An 18,794-nucleotide genomic window follows, 5' to 3' on the forward strand; every position below is an offset into this window, starting at 1 on the left:
CATGTCCGCCTTCCACAGCCAGGGCCGCGGGCACCTGGATGGTCCGGTGGTGGTCCTCGGGACCGGCCTGCTCGGCGCCAGCATTGGCCTGGGCCTGCGCGGACGGGGCGTTCCGGTGTTCCTGTCCGACCCCTCGCCCACGAACCAGGCGGTGGCCGTGGACATCGGCGCAGGCCGGCCGCTGCCGGAACTGGGCAGCGCTGTCCCGCAGCTGGTGGTGGTTGCTGCGCCGCCGGACGTTACGGCCGACGTCGTGGAAAACGCCCTCTCGGATTTTCCCCGCTCAGTTGTGGTGGATATAGCCAGCGTCAAGGCGGGCATCCTGGAAAGCCTGCGGCGTCGCGGCGTCGACCTCTCCCGGTACGTGGGCACCCACCCCATGGCCGGGCGGGAAAAGTCAGGCCCCGTGGCTGCCCGGGGCGAGCTGTTCACCTCGATGCCGTGGGTGGTGTGCCCCTCAGAGGAAACCTCTGGCGCCGCCCTGCAGGCCGCCCGTTCCCTGGCCTCGGACCTGGGCGCAGTTGTATCCCAGTTCACGGCGGATGAGCATGACGAAGCCGTTGCCCTGGTATCCCACCTGCCCCAGGTCATGTCCTCGCTGCTGGCGAGCCGGCTCCAGGGCACGCCGCTGCATGCCCTGTCCCTGGCCGGCAACGGACTCCGGGACGTCACGCGGATAGCGGCGAGCGACCCGTCCTTGTGGGTCCAGATCCTCGGCGGCAACGCTGCGAAAGTCGTGGAAATCCTCTACGGCGTCCGGGATGACCTGAACCGCCTGATCGGAACGCTCGAGGACCCCACGGCTCCGGGCGCACGGCTGGACCTCGCGCAGCTCATGAGCGAAGGCAACGCCGGCCAGGCACGTATTCCGGGCAAGCATGGGGGGCCGCCGCAGGCGTACTCCTGGCTGACCGTCCTGGTAGACGACAAACCCGGGCAGATCGCACGGCTCCTCACGGAAATCGGCGAGATCGGCGTCAACCTGGAGGACCTCCGCCTGGACCACTCGTCAGGGCAAAACGTAGGTATGGTGGAAATCTCCGTGTTGCCGAACAAGCATGACCACCTGATCGAAGCACTCAACGACCGCGGATGGCGGGTACTCCAGTAATGACACAGGAACTTCTCGATACCATGCCTGCGCTGCGCATCGGCCGGCCGCTGGTGGTGGCCATTGACGGCCCGTCCGGGTCCGGCAAATCCAGCGTCAGCAAGGAAGTGGCCCGCAGGCTCAGGCTTGCGTACCTGGACACGGGCGCGATGTACCGGGCCCTCACCTGGTTCTGCGTCAACGAGGGCATCGACCTCGACGACGCCGCAGCAGTGGAGCAGGCCGCACGCGACCTGGTCCTGGAACTGAGCACCAGCCCGCTGGAGGAGTACGTGCGGGTGGACGGTGTTGACGTCACCGACGCCATCCGCGAGCCTGCCATTTCCTCTGCCGTCAGCGCCGTGGCCACCACCCTGGGGGCCCGGACTGAGCTTATCCGCCGGCAGCGGGAACTGATCGAAAAGCACCACCGCCGCATGGTGGTGGAAGGCAGGGACATCACCACCGTCGTCGCGCCCGGAGCGGAAGTGCGGATGCTGCTTACCGCCAGTGAGGAGGCGCGGCTGCGCCGGCGTGGAATCCAGCTTGGCGGCACCCAGAACGCCGAGCAGCTGGCGGCGCAGGTGACCCACCGCGATGCCAAGGACTCCTCCGTCGTGAACTTCACCAAAGCCGCCTCCGGCGTCGTGACGCTGGATTCGTCGGACCTCGACTTCGACCAGACGGTGGCCGCTGCCCTGGTGATCGTCACAAAGGTCCTCAACCGTGACTGACCGCAGGCCCGGCGTTCCCTCCGGACTGACCATGGCGTGGAGCAGGCCGGTGGGCTGGGTCCTCGACCACGTGGTGTACCGGACCACCGTCAAGGGCAGGGAGAATGTGCCCACCGGCGGACCCGTGATCTTCGCGGGCAACCACATCAGCTTCCTGGACGGGCCGGTCATGTTCGGCGCGTCACCTCGCCCCATGCACATCCTGGTCAAACAGGAGATGTTCAAGGGCTTCCTCGGCCAGGTGCTGACCGCTTCGGGCCAGCTGCCGGTGGACAGGCGCGGCGACCGGACCGCGCTGCAGCGGTGCAAGGAAGTGCTCGACGCCGGCCGGTGCGTCGGCATCCTTCCCGAAGGAACCAGGGGGAGCGGGGCAGCGGCGGACATCAACGGCGGCGTCGCCTGGCTCGCGCTGAACTCCGGAGCCCCGGTGGTCCCCGTGGCCATCCTGGGCACCCGCACGGGTGCGGAGCACCTCGATTCCGTGCCCCGGCCGGGCAGGCGCTTCCACGTCAGCTTCGGAAATGCCCTCACCCTTGCCCGCCGGGCAGGGGAAAGCGGGCGTGCTTCAATGGACAGGGCGGCGCTGGAAATCCGCGCCGCGCTGGCAGGGCACGTCCAGGACTCCATTCAACTCAGCGGGCAGCCACTGCCTTTCGCAGATGCCCGCCAAGACTTAACAGCAGTAGCCGGGACGCCGGCAGATGACCACTAAGGACAGTGCAATGAGCGATACGACTCAAACTCCCGGCCACTTCGGCGCCGGCGAAGACGAATACACGCCCACGGGCACGGACCAGGTGGCGGAACGGCTGGCTGCCATTGACGACGACGAGGCAGAGCTTCGCGCCGCGTCCCTCCGGGCGGGCCTGGAGGACTATGACCTCGACGAGGAAGATGCCGCACTGCTCAGCGGCGAATACGGGGACGAGGACTTCGACGGCCCCGTCAAGCTCGATCCCGTCCTGGCCATCATCGGCCGGCCCAACGTGGGTAAGTCCACGCTGGTGAACCGCATCCTTGGGCGCCGCGAGGCCGTGGTGGAGGACACCCCCGGCGTCACCCGCGACCGCGTCATGTATTCCGCCAACTGGAACGGGCGCAACTTCACCCTGGTGGACACCGGCGGCTGGGAACACGACGCCCGCGGCATCCATGCCCGCGTGGCCGAGCAGGCAGAAATGGCCGTTGAGCTCGCGGACGCAGTGCTCTTCGTGGTGGACTCCGCCGTCGGGGCAACCGCCACCGACGAGGGCGTCATGAAGATGCTGCGCCGCAGCAAGAAGCCGGTCATCATGGTGGCCAACAAGGTTGACGACTTTGCCCAGGAGGCGGACTCCGCCACCCTGTGGGGCCTGGGCTTTGGCGAGCCCTACCCGGTCTCGGCGCTGCACGGCCGCGGCGTGGCCGACCTGCTGGACCACGTGATGGATGTGCTTCCGGAATTCTCCACCATCGAGGGCCTGGAACGCTCCGGCGGACCCCGCCGCATCGCCTTGATCGGCCGCCCCAACGTGGGCAAGTCCTCCCTGCTGAACAAGCTGGCCGGCACTGAACGGGTGGTGGTGGACAACACCGCCGGCACCACCCGCGATCCGGTGGACGAGTTCATCGAACTCGGTGGCCGGACCTGGCGCTTCGTGGACACGGCAGGCATCCGCCGCCGCCAGCACATGGCGCAGGGCGCGGACTACTACGCTTCCCTCCGCACGCAGGCCGCGCTCGAAAAGGCGGAGGTCGCCGTCGTGCTCCTTGCCGTGGACGAGGTCCTCAGCGAGCAGGACGTGCGGATCCTGCAGCTCGCCATTGAGTCGGGCCGCGCCCTGGTGCTGGCCTTCAACAAGTGGGACCTGCTCGACGACGAACGCCGGCGCTACCTCGAACGTGAAATCGAGCAGGACCTGGCCCACGTGGACTGGGCGCCCCGCGTGAACATCTCGGCCAAGACCGGGTGGCACAAGGACCGCCTGGTTCCTGCCCTGGACCTGGCCCTGGAGAACTGGGACAAGCGTATTGCCACCGGCCGCCTCAACGCGTTCCTGGGCGAGCTTGTTGCCGCCCACCCGCACCCGGTCCGCGGCGGCAAGCAGCCGCGCATCCTCTTCGGCACCCAGGCCTCCAGCCGCCCGCCGAAGTTCGTCCTGTTCACCACCGGTTTCCTGGACCCCGGATACCGGCGCTTCATCACCCGCCGGCTGCGGGAAACGTTCGGCTTCGAGGGCACACCCATCGAGGTCAGCATGCGCGTGCGGGAAAAGCGCGGCAAGAAGCGTTAATTCCGGTGTTGTCTCCGACACACCACAGGGCTGATTCCGGGAAAGTGTCACTGGCACCCTCCGGGATCGTGTAAGCTCTTCTAGGTGGTTCGGCCGGACTGCTGGTGGAAATCCTCGAAGTGATTCAGGGATGAAGCTCAGCGGAGAACGGCAGAACCAGCGGGCTGTAGCGCAGCTTGGTAGCGCACTTGACTGGGGGTCAAGGGGTCGCAGGTTCAAATCCTGTCAGCCCGACCACAAACAGCAGGGGCCGCTTCCGGAGAAATCCGGAAGCGGCCCCTGCTGTTTAACCTGCTTGACCGTCCTTGGACCCTTCCGCACGGAACCCGTGCCGGGACCGTGAGCCTTCCTACTTCAGGAACTTCGACGTCCTGCGGTCGGCCAGGATCTTGCCCTTCGTCTGGCAGGTGGGGCAGTACTGCAGCGAGGTGTCGGCAAAGGAAACCTCACGAACAGTGTCTCCGCACACCGGGCAGGGCTGGCCCGTCCTGGCATGGACGCGCATGTGGCTCCGTTTCACGTCCTTGAGATCCTTTGGCGGCTTGCCGCTTGCCTCCGCCAGTGCAGTGCCCAGGACGTCATGGATGGCGTCGTACAGCACCTGGACTGTTGCGCGGTCCAGGGATTTGGCCGTGGCGAACGGCGAGATACGGGCGGCATGCAGGATCTCGTCGCTGTAGGCGTTGCCGATCCCGGCGATCACACCCTGGCTTCGCAGGAGCCCCTTGACCTGCTGGGAGCTGGAGCCAAGGATCCCAGCCAGCATGTCGGCGTCGAACGCTTCACTGAACGGGTCCGGGCCCAGCGTGGCGATGCCCGGGACCTCCTGGGGATCCCTCACCACATAAACCGCCAGGCTCTTCTTGGTGCCCGCCTCGGTAAGGTCGAAGCCGCGCGGCCCCCCGGGGCCGGTGAAGGCAAGGCGGGCGGCGATGTGCCCCTTGCCCATTTTCAGCTGGGCGTCGGTGGGGGAGTCCGTGAAGCGGACCCAGCCCGCCCTGGCCAGGTGGAAGACAAAGGAAATGCCGCCGGTGTCAATGCTGATGAACTTTCCAAAGCGCCGGACGCCGGTGACAGTCCTGCCCTCAAGGGCAGTGAAGGGGGGATCGGCTGTCTTGAGTACGGCAAAGGACACGATCTGCACCTTGGATACAACGGTTCCCTGCAGATGGTCGTCCAGGTAGCCTGCCAGGCCGGAAACCTCGGGGAGCTCAGGCATCCGTCACCCGCCGTTCCTGGCGTGGCCGCGGACGATGCATGCGCTCATGCGTCCCATCTTGTCAGAAACCCCGGCGAACGCTCCGGCAGTTGTGCCTATACTTTCAACGCAGCCCGTTTCCCGGGCCGCGTTGACTCTGGTGTTCGACCCGATGAAAGGCCCCTGATGAGCAACATTCCCGAAGATCTGTCCTACACCGCCGAGCACGAGTGGGTCACCGCCCCCAATGCCGACGGCGTAGTCCGGGTAGGCATCACCGACTTTGCCCAGGACGCACTCGGGGATGTTGTCTACGCCCAGATGCCGGAAGTCGGCACCAAGATTACGGCAAACGAAGTTGTCGGCGAGGTGGAGTCCACCAAGAGCGTCAGCGACATCTACGCCCCCGTCAGCGGCGAAGTTGTGGGCCGGAACGAGTCCCTGGACACCGATTCCGCCCTGATCAACACCGATCCCTATGGGGACGGATGGCTGATCGAGATCAAGCTTGCCGAAGCTGACGCCGTCGACTCATTGCTCAGTGCATCGGAGTACGAACAGCAGGTAGGCTAAAGCTAACCGGAATTTCCGGTCCGGCCCGGGGCGAAGCCAGAATGTCTTCGCACGTCAGCGGCCGGATCGGCAGCCGGTTCCGGATCTGCGCGGCAGGCCCGGAGGACATATGTTGGTTGCAGGCCTGACGGCCGCAGCGGAAAGAGGAGGAGTCCATGGCTGGCCACACACAGAACCCTGCCGACGGGGAATACGGCGCGGGTGCGGCCAGGGAGTCGGAGACCACCTCCATCCATCTCACCCCGGTGAGGGATGAGCCCACAATCGCACCCAAGCTCTCGTCCGAGGAGCGCAGCTCCGTGGAGGCACTGCCGGCCGGGTCGGCTCTGCTTGTCGCCCACAGCGGCCCCAATGCCGGCGCCCGGTTCCTCCTCGACTCCGATGTCACCACGGCAGGCCGGCACCCGGACGCCGATATCTTCCTGGACGATGTCACAGTCTCCCGCCGCCACGTCGAGTTCCGCCGCACGGCACGCAGCTTTGAAGTGGTGGACAAGAACAGCCTGAACGGCACCTATGTCAACCACGACCGCGTGGACAGCGTGGAGCTCAAGTCCGGCAGCGAAGTCCAGATCGGCAAGTTCCGCCTCACCTTCTACCTGAGCCCTGCCACCGCTGCAGGCCGCGGCTGAACCGGGGACCACTGCCTGTGGCAATGGCACAACCGGAACGCCGGGGACCCCAGGTCCTCAACATCGGGGAAGTCCTCGCACAGCTCAGCGGGGACTTTCCCGGCATGACTGCGTCCAAAATCAGGTTCCTTGAGGAAAAAGGGCTGATCAACCCCCGCCGGACGCCTGCCGGGTACCGGCAGTACTCCGACGGCGACGTCGAGCGGCTGCGCTTCGTGCTGGCCCTGCAGCGGGACCAGTACCTTCCCCTGAAAGTCATCAAGGACTACCTTGACGCGATCGACAGGGGCGAACGCCCGGAGAACCTGCCGCCCGGCGTCGTTGTTTCCCCCCGCGTCGTCTCCGACGAGCTCGCGGCGGAACTGCAGAGCCGGGGGCGCAAGCTCACCGAGGAACAGCTCCGCACTGAGTCCGGCGCAAGCGTGCCGCTGCTGCAGTCCCTCCTGAGCTTCGGCCTGATCAGCCACACCAACGGGCAGTTCGACGAGCACGCACTCCAGGTGGCCCGTGCCTGTGTCCAGCTGGAGAGCCACGGCCTTGAACCCCGCCACCTGCGCCCCTTCCAGGCGGCTGCCGAGCGGGAGTTCGGCCTCGTGGAACGCGTCGTGGCGCCGCTGGCGTCCCGCAAGGACGCAGCATCCCAGGCTCGCGCGGCCGAGGCCGCCCGCGAAATCAGCGACCTCTGCCTCACCCTGCACCGGGCTCTGGTGCAGGACCATATCTCACGCATGGACATCTGATGATTGAAGTCGAGATTGTAGGCGTTCGCATCGAACTGCCTTCCAACCAGCCGCTGGTCCTGCTTCGGGAGATGCACGGTGAGCGGCACGTTCCCATCTGGATCGGCACGCCCGAAGCCAGTGCCATCGCCCTGGCCCAGCAGGGCGTCGTGCCGCCCCGTCCCATGACCCACGATCTCCTGGTGGATGTGGTGGAAGCGCTGGGGCACTCGGTGGTCAGCGTCAACATCGTGGCAGTGGAGGACAACATCTTCTACGGCCAGCTCCAGTTCGAGAACGGCACCACGGTGAGTTCCCGGGCTTCGGACGCGCTGGCCGTGGCGCTTCGCGCGAAGTGCCGGATCTGGTGCGCCGATTCCGTCATGGATGAGGCCGGCGTGCGCATCACAGAGCACGATGAGGGCGAGGACACCGAGCCCGGCCCCACCGTTGACGAAGAGCGCGAACTGCGCCGGTTCCGCGAGTTCCTGGACGATGTGGAACCCGAGGATTTCGACGGCTAAGGTCACGTTAAGGTTAAAGTTGAGGATGAAACTTTCGACACGCCTCGTGAAACCCCTCAGGGTCTTTGACCTTGCAGGCCGCCGGGCCTAACGTCGAAGTATCAAGTTCCCATTGCTTACGGCAGCCTCGCAAGTCACACTGGAAAGTGCGCCCCGCGAAAATTACATGCATGGTCTTCATGCACCGCTGCTGCAGTAGTTACCCGGGAGCGCATGACAAGGAGGATCCAGGTGAGTCCCAAAGGCGAAGCAGGCGGGCTAAAGCAGCCCACGGCTGGTGTTGCTGTGCCCGCGAGCGGTGCCCAGGGCCTCCTGTTTACCGAGGACCTTCCCGTACTGGACGAGGACGCCGGTTACCGGGGACCCACCGCATGCAAGGCTGCCGGCATCACCTACCGCCAACTCGACTATTGGGCCCGCACCGGCCTGGTGGAGCCTGCGGTCCGCGGCGCTGCCGGGTCCGGATCCCAGCGCCTCTACGGCTTCCGTGACATCCTTGTCCTCAAAGTGGTCAAACGCCTCCTGGACACGGGGGTTTCCTTGCAGCAGATCCGCAGCGCCGTGGAGCACCTGCGGGAACGCGGTGTCGAGGACCTTGCCCAGATCACGCTGATGAGCGATGGCGCGAGCGTCTACGAGTGCACCTCCGCCGATGAAGTCATTGATCTTGTCCAGGGCGGTCAGGGCGTCTTCGGAATCGCAGTGGGCCGCGTCTGGCGTGAAGTGGAAGGCAGCCTGGCATCACTTCCCAGTGAGCACGCCGCCGAACAGTCCTTTCCGGACGACGAACTGAGCAAGCGCCGCGCAGCCCGCAAAATCAGCTGATGTTCAACGGATAAGGGGCCGCCCTCCATATGGAGGGCGGCCCCTTATCTTTTAAACCGGGTGTGGGGGCTCGCTGCCTTAGCGGGCGCGGCTGCGCAGGCCGCTTCCCAGTGCCATCAGGTTTGCCAGCAGGTCATCGAAGAGTGCCGCCGCGGACTTTGCGGAGTCGCCGGGCCAATGGTGCACGGGGTGGGCGGCGCCCTGGATCTGCTGCCAGTTGGCTTGCTCGGGGATCCGGGGGCTCAGGAGGAGGTCGCCGAACATGGATTCCATTTCCGCGAGCCGGTAGGTGTGTTCGGAGGACCCTGACCGCACCCGGTTTGCCACGATGCCTGCGGGGGAGAGATTGGGGGCGAACTCCTGCCGGAAAAGCTGGATGGCCCGCATGGTCCGTTCGGTCCCCGCCACCGAGAACAGGCCGGGCTCGGCTACCAGTGCCACCTTGTCGCTGGCAGTCCACGCCATCCGGGTCAGGCCGTTGAGCGACGGCGGGCAGTCCACCAGGACAAGCTGGTAATCGCCGCCGGTGGCCAGCACCGAGGAGAGCCTGCGGAGGTCCCGGCGGCGGAGGTCCGGACGGTCGTAGATGCCCGTGTAGGCGGATCCGACGGCCACGTCAAGCACTGCGGGGCCGGAGCCGTTGGCCTGGGTCCGCGCCGTCCAGCTGCTGCGGACCACGTTTTCGGCCAGGTTGGCGCGGCGGGGGCTTTTAAGCATCCGGCCAATATCCAGCTGGTCGCCGGGCTGCACGCCCAACGCAGTGGTGGCATCTGCATGCGGATCAAGGTCCACCACCAGCGTGCTGATGCCTGCGGCCAGCGCCGCGGACGCCAATCCTGTGGTGACGGAAGTCTTGCCGACTCCACCCTTGAGGCTGCTGATGCTGACTACTTGCACTTGAGAAACCAAAACCTAACGCCGGATGCCGTGTTGGGGGTAATGTTTGCTCCGGCAGTGCCGAAGCCGGACGGTCCTGCCGCCCTACTCATCATATGTTGATGCGTCGGCGAATCCTGCTTTATCGGGCGTCGGCATGGCACCGACTGTGCTGCGGGGGCGGTTTCCGCCCGCGGCGGCAAAAGGGTTCGGGACATGACGGGGAAATCTGTGATGGTGGCCACAAAGATTTGTGTTTGTCCTTGTAGGTCCTAGACACTGTGACCACTCACCGATCCACCCGCAATGATGCAGGAGAAGTATGTTTTCCAAAGTTCTGGTGGCCAACCGCGGCGAAATCGCGATCAGGGCCTTCCGCGCCGGCTACGAGCTGGGCGCCAAGACCGTTGCCGTATTCCCCCATGAGGACAGGAACTCGATCCACCGCCAAAAAGCGGACGAGGCCTACCTGATTGGCGAAGAGGGCCACCCCGTCCGGGCATACCTGGACGTTGACGAAGTAGTGCGGGTAGCCAAGGAATCCGGAGCGGACGCAATCTACCCGGGCTACGGCTTCCTTTCCGAGAACCCGGACCTCGCCCGGGCAGCCAAGGCTGCGGGCATCACGTTCGTTGGGCCGCCCGCTGAAGTCCTGGAACTGGCAGGCAACAAGGTGGCAGCGCTGAAGGCTGCCCGCGACGCCGGCGTGCCGGTCCTGAAGTCCAGCGCGCCGTCCAAGGACCTGGACGAACTCATTGCGGCCGCCGACGACATCGGATTCCCCATCTTCGCCAAGGCCGTCGCCGGCGGCGGTGGCCGCGGCATGCGCCGGGTGGATACCCGGGAAGCCTTGCCGGAGGCCCTGCAGTCAGCAATGCGCGAAGCCGATGCGGCGTTCGGCGATCCCACCATGTTCCTGGAGCAGGCTGTCCTCCGCCCGCGCCACATTGAGGTGCAGATCCTGGCCGACGCCGAGGGCAACGTCATGCACCTCTTCGAACGCGACTGCTCCATCCAGCGCCGCCACCAGAAGGTCATCGAAATCGCGCCGGCCCCCAACCTGGACGAAGGCATCCGCCAGGCGCTCTACCGGGACGCCGTCAAGTTCGCCAAGGCACTGAACTACGTCAACGCCGGCACCGTGGAGTTCCTGGTGGACACCGTCGGTGAGCGCGCCGGCCAGCACGTCTTCATCGAAATGAACCCCCGCATCCAGGTGGAGCACACGGTCACGGAGGAGGTCACCGACGTCGACCTGGTCCAGGCGCAGATGCGCATCGCTTCCGGCGAGACGCTGGCTGACCTGGGCCTCTCGCAGGAGACGGTGCACCTCAAGGGCGCAGCGCTGCAGAGCCGCATCACCACGGAGGACCCCGCGAACGGCTTCCGTCCCGACGTCGGAAAGATCACGGGTTACCGCTCCGCCGGCGGCGCCGGAGTACGGCTCGACGGCGGCACGGTTTACTCGGGCGCCGAGATCAGCCCGCACTTCGATTCCATGCTGGTGAAGCTGACCTGCCGGGGCAGGGACTACCCGTCCGCCGTCGCCCGCGCCCGCCGTGCGCTGGCGGAGTTCCGCATCCGCGGCGTCTCGACGAACATCTCGTTCCTGCAGGCAGTACTTGACGACCCCGATTTCATCGCAGGCGACGTCGCTACCTCCTTCATCGACGAGCGTCCTCAGCTGCTCAAGGCCCGCGTCTCCGCCGACCGCGGCACCAAGCTCCTCACCTGGCTGGCCGAAGTCACCGTCAACAAGCCCAACGGCGAACTGACCGTCCACTCCAACCCGGCCAGCAAGCTGCCGTCGGTCAAGGACAAGCAGGCTGCACCCGGCTCCCGCCAGAAGCTGCTTGAACTGGGACCCGAGGGTTTTGCCAACGCCCTGCGCGAACAGAACCCGGTTGCAGTCACGGACACCACCTTCCGTGACGCCCACCAGTCGCTGCTCGCCACCCGGGTGCGCACCCGCGACCTGGTGGCGGCCGGCCCCGCGGTCACGGCACTGCTGCCGGAGCTGCTGTCCGTTGAGGCCTGGGGCGGCGCAACCTACGATGTGGCCCTCAGGTTCCTGGGCGAAGACCCCTGGGACCGGCTCGCTGCCCTCCGCCAGGCCCTCCCGAACGTGTGCCTGCAGATGCTCCTCCGCGGACGCAACACCGTGGGCTACACGCCCTACCCGGAAGAGGTCACCGAGGCCTTCGTCAACGAGGCCGCAGCAACCGGCATCGACATCTTCCGGATCTTCGACGCCCTGAACGACGTCAGCCAGATGGCTCCTGCCATCCGGGCAGTCCGGGCAACGGGCACCGCTGTGGCCGAAGTGGCCCTGTGCTACACGGCCGACATGCTGGATCCGGAGGAAAAGCTCTACACGCTGGACTACTACCTGGAGCTGGCACAGAAGATCGTGGACGCCGGAGCCCACATCCTGGCGATCAAGGACATGGCAGGCCTGCTCCGGCCCGCCGCTGCCGCGAAGCTCGTTGCGGCCCTGCGGGAACGGTTCGACCTGCCGGTCCACCTGCACACCCACGACACCGCGGGCGGCCAGCTGGCCACCCTCCTGGCTGCCGTGGACGCCGGTGTGGACGCCGTCGACGTTGCCTCGGCATCGCTGGCCGGAACCACCAGCCAGCCGTCGGCCTCGGCACTGGTTGCGGCACTGGCCCACACACCCCGCGACACCGGCCTGAGCCTGGCAGCGGTGAGCTCCCTCGAGCCCTACTGGGAAGCAGTCCGCCGGGTCTACGCGCCCTTCGAGTCCGGACTGCCGGGCCCCACCGGCCGCGTCTACCAGCACGAGATTCCGGGTGGCCAGCTGTCCAACCTCCGCCAGCAAGCCATGGCGCTGGGCCTGGGCGAACGGTTCGAAGCCATTGAGGACATGTATACCGCCGCCGACCGCATCCTTGGCCGCCTGGTCAAGGTCACGCCGTCGTCGAAGGTTGTCGGTGACCTTGCCCTTCACCTGGTGGGCCTGAACGCGGACCCGGCCGACTTCAACGAGAACCCGCAGAACTACGACATTCCCGATTCGGTCATCGGGTTCCTGTCCGGCGAGCTCGGCGACCCCCCGGGAGGATGGCCGGAGCCGTTCCGCACCAAGGCCCTGCAGGGCCGCAGCGTGAAGGTCCGGGACGTGGAACTCAGCGCCGAGGACAGCGCGGCCCTGAAATCCGACTCCAAGACCCGGCAGCACACGCTCAACCGGCTGCTCTTCGACGGTCCCACCAAGGACTACCTCAAGAGCGTGGAGACCTACGGCAACCTCTCCGTCCTGGACACCCGCGACTACCTCTATGGCCTGCAGCGCGGCGCGGAGCACGAAATCCAGCTGGAGAAGGGCGTACGACTGATCGCTTCCCTGGAAGCGGTGTCGGAGCCGGACGAGAAGGGCATGCGCACCGTCATGTGCACCCTCAACGGCCAGTCCCGGCCGGTTGTTGTGCGGGACAGGTCCGTGGTCAGCAACGTCAAGGCAGCGGAGAAGGCAGACCCGGCCCAGCCCGGCCACGTGGCCGCACCGTTCGCCGGTGCCGTCACGGTGACGGTCAAGCCGGGCGACGAGGTCAAGGCCGGCGACACGGTAGCCACCATTGAGGCCATGAAGATGGAAGCATCCATTACGACGCCGGTGGCAGGCAAAGTCTCACGGCTAGCCATCTCATCCGTGGAACAGGTTGAGGGCGGGGACCTCCTGCTGGTCGTCGAGCAGTAATCCCGGCCGCACGGTAAGACAACGAAAAGGGTCCTCCCACTGAACACCAGTGGGAGGACCTTTCCCTTTCCAAACGGCCGCGCTTCCGGACCAGGCAACGGATACAGGCGGCCCCCGGTCCGGCAGCGTGCGTAAAAGGGGCCCTGCGCCCCGGCTCGCCGCGCAGCGGCCTCAGCGGGGCGCGGGGAATAGCACGCAGAGGACCGGGGCCGCCGGACCCCGGCGAACAGTCAGGAACGCGGTGCGGCGTACATCTCCTCGATGACCGTTTCGAAGTCCTTCATCACCTGGGCCCGCTTGACCTTCATGGAAGGGGTCAGGTGGCCGGAGGCCTCGGTGAAGTCGGCGGGCACGATGCGGAAGGACTTGATCGCTTCGGCCTGAGAGACGGAGGTGTTGGCTGCGGTGATCAGGTCCTGGACGGCTGCCTTGACCACCGGGTTGTTCGCGGCGTCCGCAAGGGAGGTGTCCGCGGGGAGGTTGTGGCGCTGCAGCCAGCCGGGGAGGGCTTCCTGGTCCAGGGTGACCAGCGCACCGATGAACGGCCGGTTGTCACCCACCACCAGCACCTGCGAGACGAGCGCATCAGCCCGGATCTGGTCCTCCAGCAGGGCCGGGATGACGTTCTTCCCGCCGGCGGTGACAATGATTTCCTTTTTGCGTCCCGTGATCCAGACGAAGCCGTCCTCATCCAGGCGGCCGATGTCTCCGGTGCGCAGCCAGCCGTCGTCGAACGTCTCGTTGGTGAGGTCCGGCCGCTGGTAGTAGCCCCGCATGACGCAGACACCCTTCGCAAGGATCTCCCCGTCCTCGGCGATCTTGACCGAGTTCCCGGGCAGGGGCTTCCCGACGGAGCCGATCTTGATCCTTGACGGTGTGTTCACGGAAATGGGGGCGGTGGTTTCGGTCAGACCGTATCCCTCAAGGACCTGCAGCCCGATGCCCTGGAAGAAGTGGCCCAGGCGTTCGCCCAGGGGACCGCCGCCGGAGACTGCGTGGGCAACGTGCCCGCCCATGGCCGCCCGCAGCTTCCCATAGACGAGCTTGTCGAACAGGGCATGGCGGAGCTTCAGGCCCAGGCCGATGCGGCCGTCCTGCCGTGCCTTGGAATACGCGATGGCAGTATCGGCCGCCTTGTGGAAGATCGCTCCCTTCCCGCCGTCCTCCGCCTTGGTCAGGGCCGAGTTGTAGACCTTCTCGAAAACGCGCGGCACCGCGAGGATGAACGTGGGTTCGTAGCTCTGGAGGTCCGCCAGGAGGTTCTTGATGTCCGGGGTATGGGCCACCGTGGTGCCGGCAGCCATCGCAAGGACGGAGATAAAGCGGGCGAAGACGTGTGCCAGGGGGAGGAACATGATGGTCTTCGCGTTTTCATGGACGATTTCGCCAATAATGGCCAGCGCGTTGTCCGACAGCTCAACGAAGTTGCCATGCGTGAGTTCGCAGCCTTTGGGCCTGCCGGTGGTCCCGGAGGTGTAAATGATGGTGGCGGTATCGCGCAGTCCGGCGGTCTTCCGGCGGGCCTCAAGGTCGTCATCGCTGACGTCGCGGCCGGCTTCGCGGAGGGCATCGAGACCGTTTCCTTCCAGCTGCCAGACATGCTGGAGCGAAGTGAGTGCTTCCGCCGTCACGGCCTGGCGGATGATGTCCTCATGGTGGGCTGCCTCGCCGAAGGCGGCCACGGCGCCGGAGTCACCGAGGTTCCACGCAACCTGGGAAGGTGAGGACGTTTCGTAGATGGGGACCGAGACCGCTCCCGCGAACCAGATGGCAAAGTCCACCAGTGACCACTCGTACCGGGTGCGGGACATGATGCCCACGCGGTCGCCCGCTCCCACGCCGCTGGCCATCAGTCCTTTGGCAAGCGTCCGGACGTCTGCCAGGAAATCGGTGGCGGAAATGTCCTGCCAGGTTCCGGAGGCATCGAGCCGCGAAAAGAGTGCCGGGTTGCTGGCCTTCGCTGCCTGCCGCAGCACAAGGTCGGTGATGTTGGTCTCCGGTGGGACAACAACAAGAGGCGGAACACTGAATTCGCGCACTATAGCTCCTTTGATATCCGAGGTCCCGCGCAGGGGTATGCCTAAAGACTAGTACGCCCATGCGGGACCATGCAGTAACTAAAGTTACTGGCCGGTAACTTTGCCGTCAATGCTGCCTGGCGGACATGTCCGCGGCAGCTCCGCCTGTCCGCGCACGGACGTGGAATGTGCCCACCTAGAATGGGGAACTATGTATGCACCGCCCCCCGGCAAGCAGCCCGGGCCTCTGAGCAGACCTGCCCCCTGGAGGGCGCGGCCCACCTCGCGCGGGGCAGGGACACGGCACGACGGCGGGGGCTTCCGTGAGCATTTGCGCCTCGGCCGCAAGGGCCTCGCCATTGGAATCGACATCGGCGGCACCAAGGTGGCGGCCGGCGTCGTGGATGCCGACGGCCGCATCCTCCGCGAAGCGCGCCGTGCCACGCCCGGCAGCGACCCCCGGGCCGTGGAGCAGGTCATCGTGGAGCTGGTCGAGGAACTGGGCAAGGGGCACCGGATCTGGTCAGTGGGCATCGGCGCCGCCGGGTGGATGGACCTCGACGGCGGCACGGTGCTTTTCAGCCCCCACCTGGCCTGGCGCAATGAGCCGCTCCGGGCCAACCTGCAGCAGCTCCTCCGCAGGCCCGTGCTCCTGACCAACGACGCCGATGCCGCCGCATGGGCGGAATGGCGCTTTGGGGCGGGGCAGGGGGAAGACCGGCTGGTCTGCATCACCCTTGGCACCGGTATTGGCGGTGCCATGGTGATGGACGGCAGGGTGGAGCGCGGGCGGTTCGGCGTGGCAGGCGAGTTCGGCCACCAGATCATCATGCCGGGCGGTCACCGGTGTGAATGCGGAAACCGCGGCTGCTGGGAACAGTATGCGTCCGGGAACGCGTTGGGGCGCGAAGCCCGGATCCTGGCGCGGGCAAACTCTCCGGTGGCGCAGGACCTGCTCGCGGCCGTCGGCGGGCGGACGGATGCAATCACGGGCGCGATCGTCACGGAGCTGGCACTTGCCGGTGACCCGGCGTGCCGGGAGCTGCTTGAGGAAGTGGGGGAATGGCTCGGGCTGGGGCTGGCCAATCTGGCTGCGGCGCTGGATCCGGGACTTTTTGTCATCGGCGGTGGCCTGTGCTCAGCAGGCGACCTGCTGGTGGAGCCCGCACGGAAGGCCTTCGCCCGCAACCTGACGGGGCGTGGTTTCCGGCCGGCCGCCGGCATTCAACTGGCTGCCCTCGGGCCGAGCGCCGGACTCATCGGAGCCGCCGACCTGTCCCGCGTCAGCAGCCGGGCGCGCCGCTGACGGAACGCGCACTCCTCCGGTGTTGAGCACGGGAACAGCGCAGCCCGGGGGAGCAGGCCACGCTAGACGCGTGCGCCGTCGTCGTTCTCGTCCTTTTCCTGCGGAAGCTTCATGATCAGGTAGACCGTTCCGAGGACGAACGCAGCCACAATAGCCACGATGGCCAGGAGCGGGGCGGAGCGCCAGAACATCACGGACAGCAGGAGGGCGACTGGCCCACCCACCGCGGCGAGCCACGCAAGCATGGTCAACGGATCTGTTCCGGCCAGGCTGGGCGGTTCCTCCGGGACGAATTCACCGTCATCCGGGTCCACGTCGTAGTCGCGGGGGCCGGAAGGGAAGCCTGCCTCGACGCCGGGGCCCGGCGTTTCAGCCGAGGCCTGCCGCTCCGCCGCGGACAATTCCGCGGGGACTGCGCCCGCAAGGCCCAGCGGGTCAAAATCCCGGAACACGGGCGGTCGTCCCCCCTGGGCTGCAGCGTCCGGGCGCGGCGCCGCGTCCGTCGCGGGATCGCCGGAAATTCCCGTGCCGGTAGCGCCGCCCGTGCCTGCATCAGGGGCTCCGGATTCAAGGCGGGCCACCAGGTCCAGCCAGACGGCGTCGTCCGGGTTCGCTCCCTGGTCCTGGGGTCCGGGGTCAGGCTTGTTCATGGGGCGTGGCCTCCAGGGTCGATGCTGCGCTTGCCGTTGGCCGTTCCGGATTTACGCCGGAAACCACCGCCCGGATGAACTCCACGGAGCCCTGGAAAATCTGGTCGGCGTCGTTGTCCAGGGTGGCCACGTGGTAGCTGTTTTCAAGACGGACCAGATCCAGGGGTGCGTGGGTCAATCCCCGGCGGAGGGCATGGATGCTGGAGTCGGATACCACGTGGTCAATGGTGGACCGGTAGACCCGGACGGGGGCGGTGACCCTGGGCAGGATCCTGATGGTGTCCTTGAACAGCTTGTTGAGCTCATGCGCGGCAGCTACCGGGGTCCGCGAATAGGCGCCCTCGTCCATGCCTTCTTTAAGGATGTCGTTCCCGATGGCAGGCGTACTTTTCATGACCAGCTTCAGGATGCCGGCGAGGGGCGCGCGCGGATCGTCAATGACCAGCCCCGGGTTGACAAGGACCACCCCGGCCACGGGCCGGGTGGCAGCGATCCGCAGGGCCAGCGCTCCACCCATGCTCAATCCTGCTGAAAAGACGTAATCGCAGCTGGCGTCCAGCTCCAGGTATGCGTCGTCCAGGGCGCCGTGCCACTGCTGCCACCGCGTGCGGGCGAGTTCCTGCCAGCTGGTGCCATGTCCGGGCAGCAGGGGCATGCGCACCGCGAAGCCGGCGCCGGCCAGTGCCTGGGCCCAGGCACGCAGCCCGTGCGGGCTGCCGGTAAACCCGTGGGAGAGGACCACGCCGATGCGGGGCCCCCCGCCGGTGCAGCCGCTGCTGAAGGGGCTGTGGTCCAGGCTGGAGGTCATGGAGTCTCCAATGCGGTGTTCTGGCGGGCGAGGGCGTGGACGAAAGCACTGGATTTTGCAAAGATCTCCGGTGCGTCCACGTCCAGCGTAGCCACATGTCCGCTGCTGTGGAGATCCACCACTTCGGCGAGGCGGCTGCCGAGGCCTTTCCGGAGCAGCGCCAGGGACGTCGGCGGTACCACGGCATCGGTGCGGGACTTGAAGACCTGGACAGGCGCCGTGACCTTTGACAGGCCGCGGGCCGCGGCACGAAAGAGCTTCTTCAGCTCGTGCACCGCCGCCAGGGGAGTGCGCGAGTAGTCCCCGTCGTTGGTGACTGCCGCCGTCGCCTGTTCCTCCTCTATGGGGAGTGTTGTCCGCTGGAAGTACTTCAGCACTCCGATCACCCGGACCCGCCGGTCGTAGAAGCTCAGCCCCGGGTTGACCACGGACACCCCGGCAACGGTGTGCCGGGAGGCCGTCAGCAGCGCAATGGCCCCGCCCATGGAGAGCCCGGCCACAAAGCACGTTTCTGTGTTCCGCGCGAGCTCCAGGTAGGCGGCCTCGAAGCTGCGGTACCAGTCGGTCCACCGCGTCCTTGCCAGGTGGCGCCAGTCAGTCCCATGACCGGGCAACAGGGGGACGGTGACGGCGTAACCCTGTGAGGCGAGGTGCTCGGCCCACGGCAGGACACTGAGGGGGCTTCCCGTGAAGCCGTGGCAGATGGCGATGCCGATCCGCGCATTGGGCCCGTGTCCGGGATAGCTGAAAGCGGCAGGAGGGGACGGGATGCTGCTTTCGCTCATGGCTCCATCGTGTCACTGTTCCGGACAAATCTCACTAGAGTAGGGTTGCATTGAACTGCTGG

At 66.5% G+C, this 18,794-nt stretch carries 17 protein-coding genes and 1 tRNA gene; 12 read left to right on the top strand and 6 right to left on the bottom strand.

The window, feature by feature from the left end; genetic code table 11:
• Position 1: 1 nt before the first annotated feature.
• The 5 genes from NFU08_RS16225 to NFU08_RS16245 all read left to right on the top strand — a co-directional run bounded on the left by NFU08_RS16225 (position 2) and on the right by NFU08_RS16245 (position 4,334).
• Positions 2-1,111, top strand: a complete 1,110-nt coding sequence (locus NFU08_RS16225; RefSeq protein ID WP_174176931.1) for a prephenate dehydrogenase — start codon at positions 2-4, stop codon at positions 1,109-1,111.
• Positions 1,111-1,824 carry a (d)CMP kinase gene (cmk, locus tag NFU08_RS16230; RefSeq protein ID WP_188813295.1) on the top strand — a complete coding sequence of 238 codons (714 nt, stop codon included), beginning with the start codon at positions 1,111-1,113 and terminating at the stop codon, positions 1,822-1,824. The genes NFU08_RS16225 and cmk overlap by 1 nt, the downstream gene beginning before the upstream one ends.
• A gap of 31 nt (positions 1,825-1,855) precedes the next feature.
• Positions 1,856-2,536, top strand: coding sequence for a 1-acyl-sn-glycerol-3-phosphate acyltransferase (locus NFU08_RS16235; protein ID WP_251424702.1), 681 nt, complete (start codon positions 1,856-1,858; stop codon positions 2,534-2,536).
• Between the two features lie 10 nt (positions 2,537-2,546).
• On the top strand, positions 2,547-4,097 hold the full coding sequence (gene der / locus NFU08_RS16240) for a ribosome biogenesis GTPase Der (RefSeq protein WP_066275036.1): 1,551 nt from the start codon (positions 2,547-2,549) through the stop codon (positions 4,095-4,097).
• Between the two features lie 160 nt (positions 4,098-4,257).
• Positions 4,258-4,334 (top strand) — tRNA-Pro (locus tag NFU08_RS16245).
• Between the two features lie 112 nt (positions 4,335-4,446).
• On the opposite strand, the gene NFU08_RS16250 is transcribed toward NFU08_RS16245, so the two are convergent.
• Positions 4,447-5,316: an Fpg/Nei family DNA glycosylase gene (locus tag NFU08_RS16250; protein WP_174176935.1), complete on the bottom strand. Its 870-nt coding sequence runs from the start codon at positions 5,314-5,316 to the stop codon at positions 4,447-4,449.
• Between the two features lie 165 nt (positions 5,317-5,481).
• On the opposite strand from NFU08_RS16250, the gene gcvH reads away from it, so the two are divergent.
• The 5 genes from gcvH (at position 5,482) to NFU08_RS16275 (ending at position 8,568) form a co-directional block, all read left to right on the top strand.
• Positions 5,482-5,868 carry a glycine cleavage system protein GcvH gene (gene gcvH / locus NFU08_RS16255; RefSeq protein WP_104188752.1) on the top strand — a complete coding sequence of 129 codons (387 nt, stop codon included), beginning with the start codon at positions 5,482-5,484 and terminating at the stop codon, positions 5,866-5,868.
• 155 nt (positions 5,869-6,023) lie between these two features.
• A complete protein-coding gene (locus NFU08_RS16260) occupies positions 6,024-6,500 on the top strand; it encodes an FHA domain-containing protein (RefSeq protein WP_174176937.1) in 477 nt (158 codons plus the stop codon).
• 23 nt (positions 6,501-6,523) lie between these two features.
• Positions 6,524-7,240 carry a MerR family transcriptional regulator gene (locus tag NFU08_RS16265; protein ID WP_174176939.1) on the top strand — a complete coding sequence of 239 codons (717 nt, stop codon included), beginning with the start codon at positions 6,524-6,526 and terminating at the stop codon, positions 7,238-7,240.
• Positions 7,240-7,743, top strand: a complete 504-nt coding sequence (locus NFU08_RS16270; protein WP_009358600.1) for a bifunctional nuclease family protein — start codon at positions 7,240-7,242, stop codon at positions 7,741-7,743. The genes NFU08_RS16265 and NFU08_RS16270 overlap by 1 nt, the downstream gene beginning before the upstream one ends.
• 231 nt (positions 7,744-7,974) lie before the next feature.
• Positions 7,975-8,568 carry a MerR family transcriptional regulator gene (locus tag NFU08_RS16275; RefSeq protein WP_066275050.1) on the top strand — a complete coding sequence of 198 codons (594 nt, stop codon included), beginning with the start codon at positions 7,975-7,977 and terminating at the stop codon, positions 8,566-8,568.
• Between the two features lie 78 nt (positions 8,569-8,646).
• Here NFU08_RS16275 and NFU08_RS16280 read toward each other — a convergent pair whose 3' ends face one another.
• Positions 8,647-9,465: a ParA family protein gene (locus NFU08_RS16280; RefSeq protein ID WP_251424664.1), complete on the bottom strand. Its 819-nt coding sequence runs from the start codon at positions 9,463-9,465 to the stop codon at positions 8,647-8,649.
• Between the two features lie 301 nt (positions 9,466-9,766).
• Here NFU08_RS16280 and NFU08_RS16285 point away from each other — a divergent pair, with 301 nt between their 5' ends.
• On the top strand, positions 9,767-13,165 hold the full coding sequence (locus NFU08_RS16285) for a pyruvate carboxylase (RefSeq protein ID WP_251424666.1): 3,399 nt from the start codon (positions 9,767-9,769) through the stop codon (positions 13,163-13,165).
• A gap of 230 nt (positions 13,166-13,395) precedes the next feature.
• On the opposite strand, the gene NFU08_RS16290 is transcribed toward NFU08_RS16285, so the two are convergent.
• Complete coding sequence (locus NFU08_RS16290) at positions 13,396-15,204, bottom strand: long-chain fatty acid--CoA ligase (protein ID WP_251424668.1); 1,809 nt, start codon at positions 15,202-15,204, stop codon at positions 13,396-13,398.
• A gap of 190 nt (positions 15,205-15,394) precedes the next feature.
• Here NFU08_RS16290 and NFU08_RS16295 point away from each other — a divergent pair, with 190 nt between their 5' ends.
• A complete protein-coding gene (locus NFU08_RS16295) occupies positions 15,395-16,489 on the top strand; it encodes an ROK family glucokinase (RefSeq protein ID WP_251424670.1) in 1,095 nt (364 codons plus the stop codon).
• A gap of 62 nt (positions 16,490-16,551) precedes the next feature.
• Here NFU08_RS16295 and NFU08_RS16300 read toward each other — a convergent pair whose 3' ends face one another.
• Genes NFU08_RS16300 through NFU08_RS16310 form a run of 3 tightly spaced genes read right to left on the bottom strand, consistent with a single transcriptional unit; the run spans position 16,552 to position 18,732 of the window.
• Entirely contained in the window at positions 16,552-17,139 is a 588-nt protein-coding gene (locus NFU08_RS16300; protein ID WP_251424672.1) for a hypothetical protein, read from the bottom strand.
• The gene (locus NFU08_RS16305) at positions 17,126-17,947 is read right to left on the bottom strand and encodes a carboxylesterase (protein ID WP_174176958.1); all 822 of its coding nucleotides are present in this window, start codon (positions 17,945-17,947) and stop codon (positions 17,126-17,128) included. The genes NFU08_RS16300 and NFU08_RS16305 overlap by 14 nt, the downstream gene beginning before the upstream one ends.
• Positions 17,944-18,732, bottom strand: coding sequence for a carboxylesterase (locus tag NFU08_RS16310; RefSeq protein WP_174176961.1), 789 nt, complete (start codon positions 18,730-18,732; stop codon positions 17,944-17,946). The genes NFU08_RS16305 and NFU08_RS16310 overlap by 4 nt, the downstream gene beginning before the upstream one ends.
• Positions 18,733-18,794: the final 62 nt, after the last annotated feature.

Source organism: Pseudarthrobacter sp. NCCP-2145 (assembly GCF_023708005.1).
GTDB classification, from domain to species: domain Bacteria; phylum Actinomycetota; class Actinomycetes; order Actinomycetales; family Micrococcaceae; genus Arthrobacter; species Arthrobacter oxydans.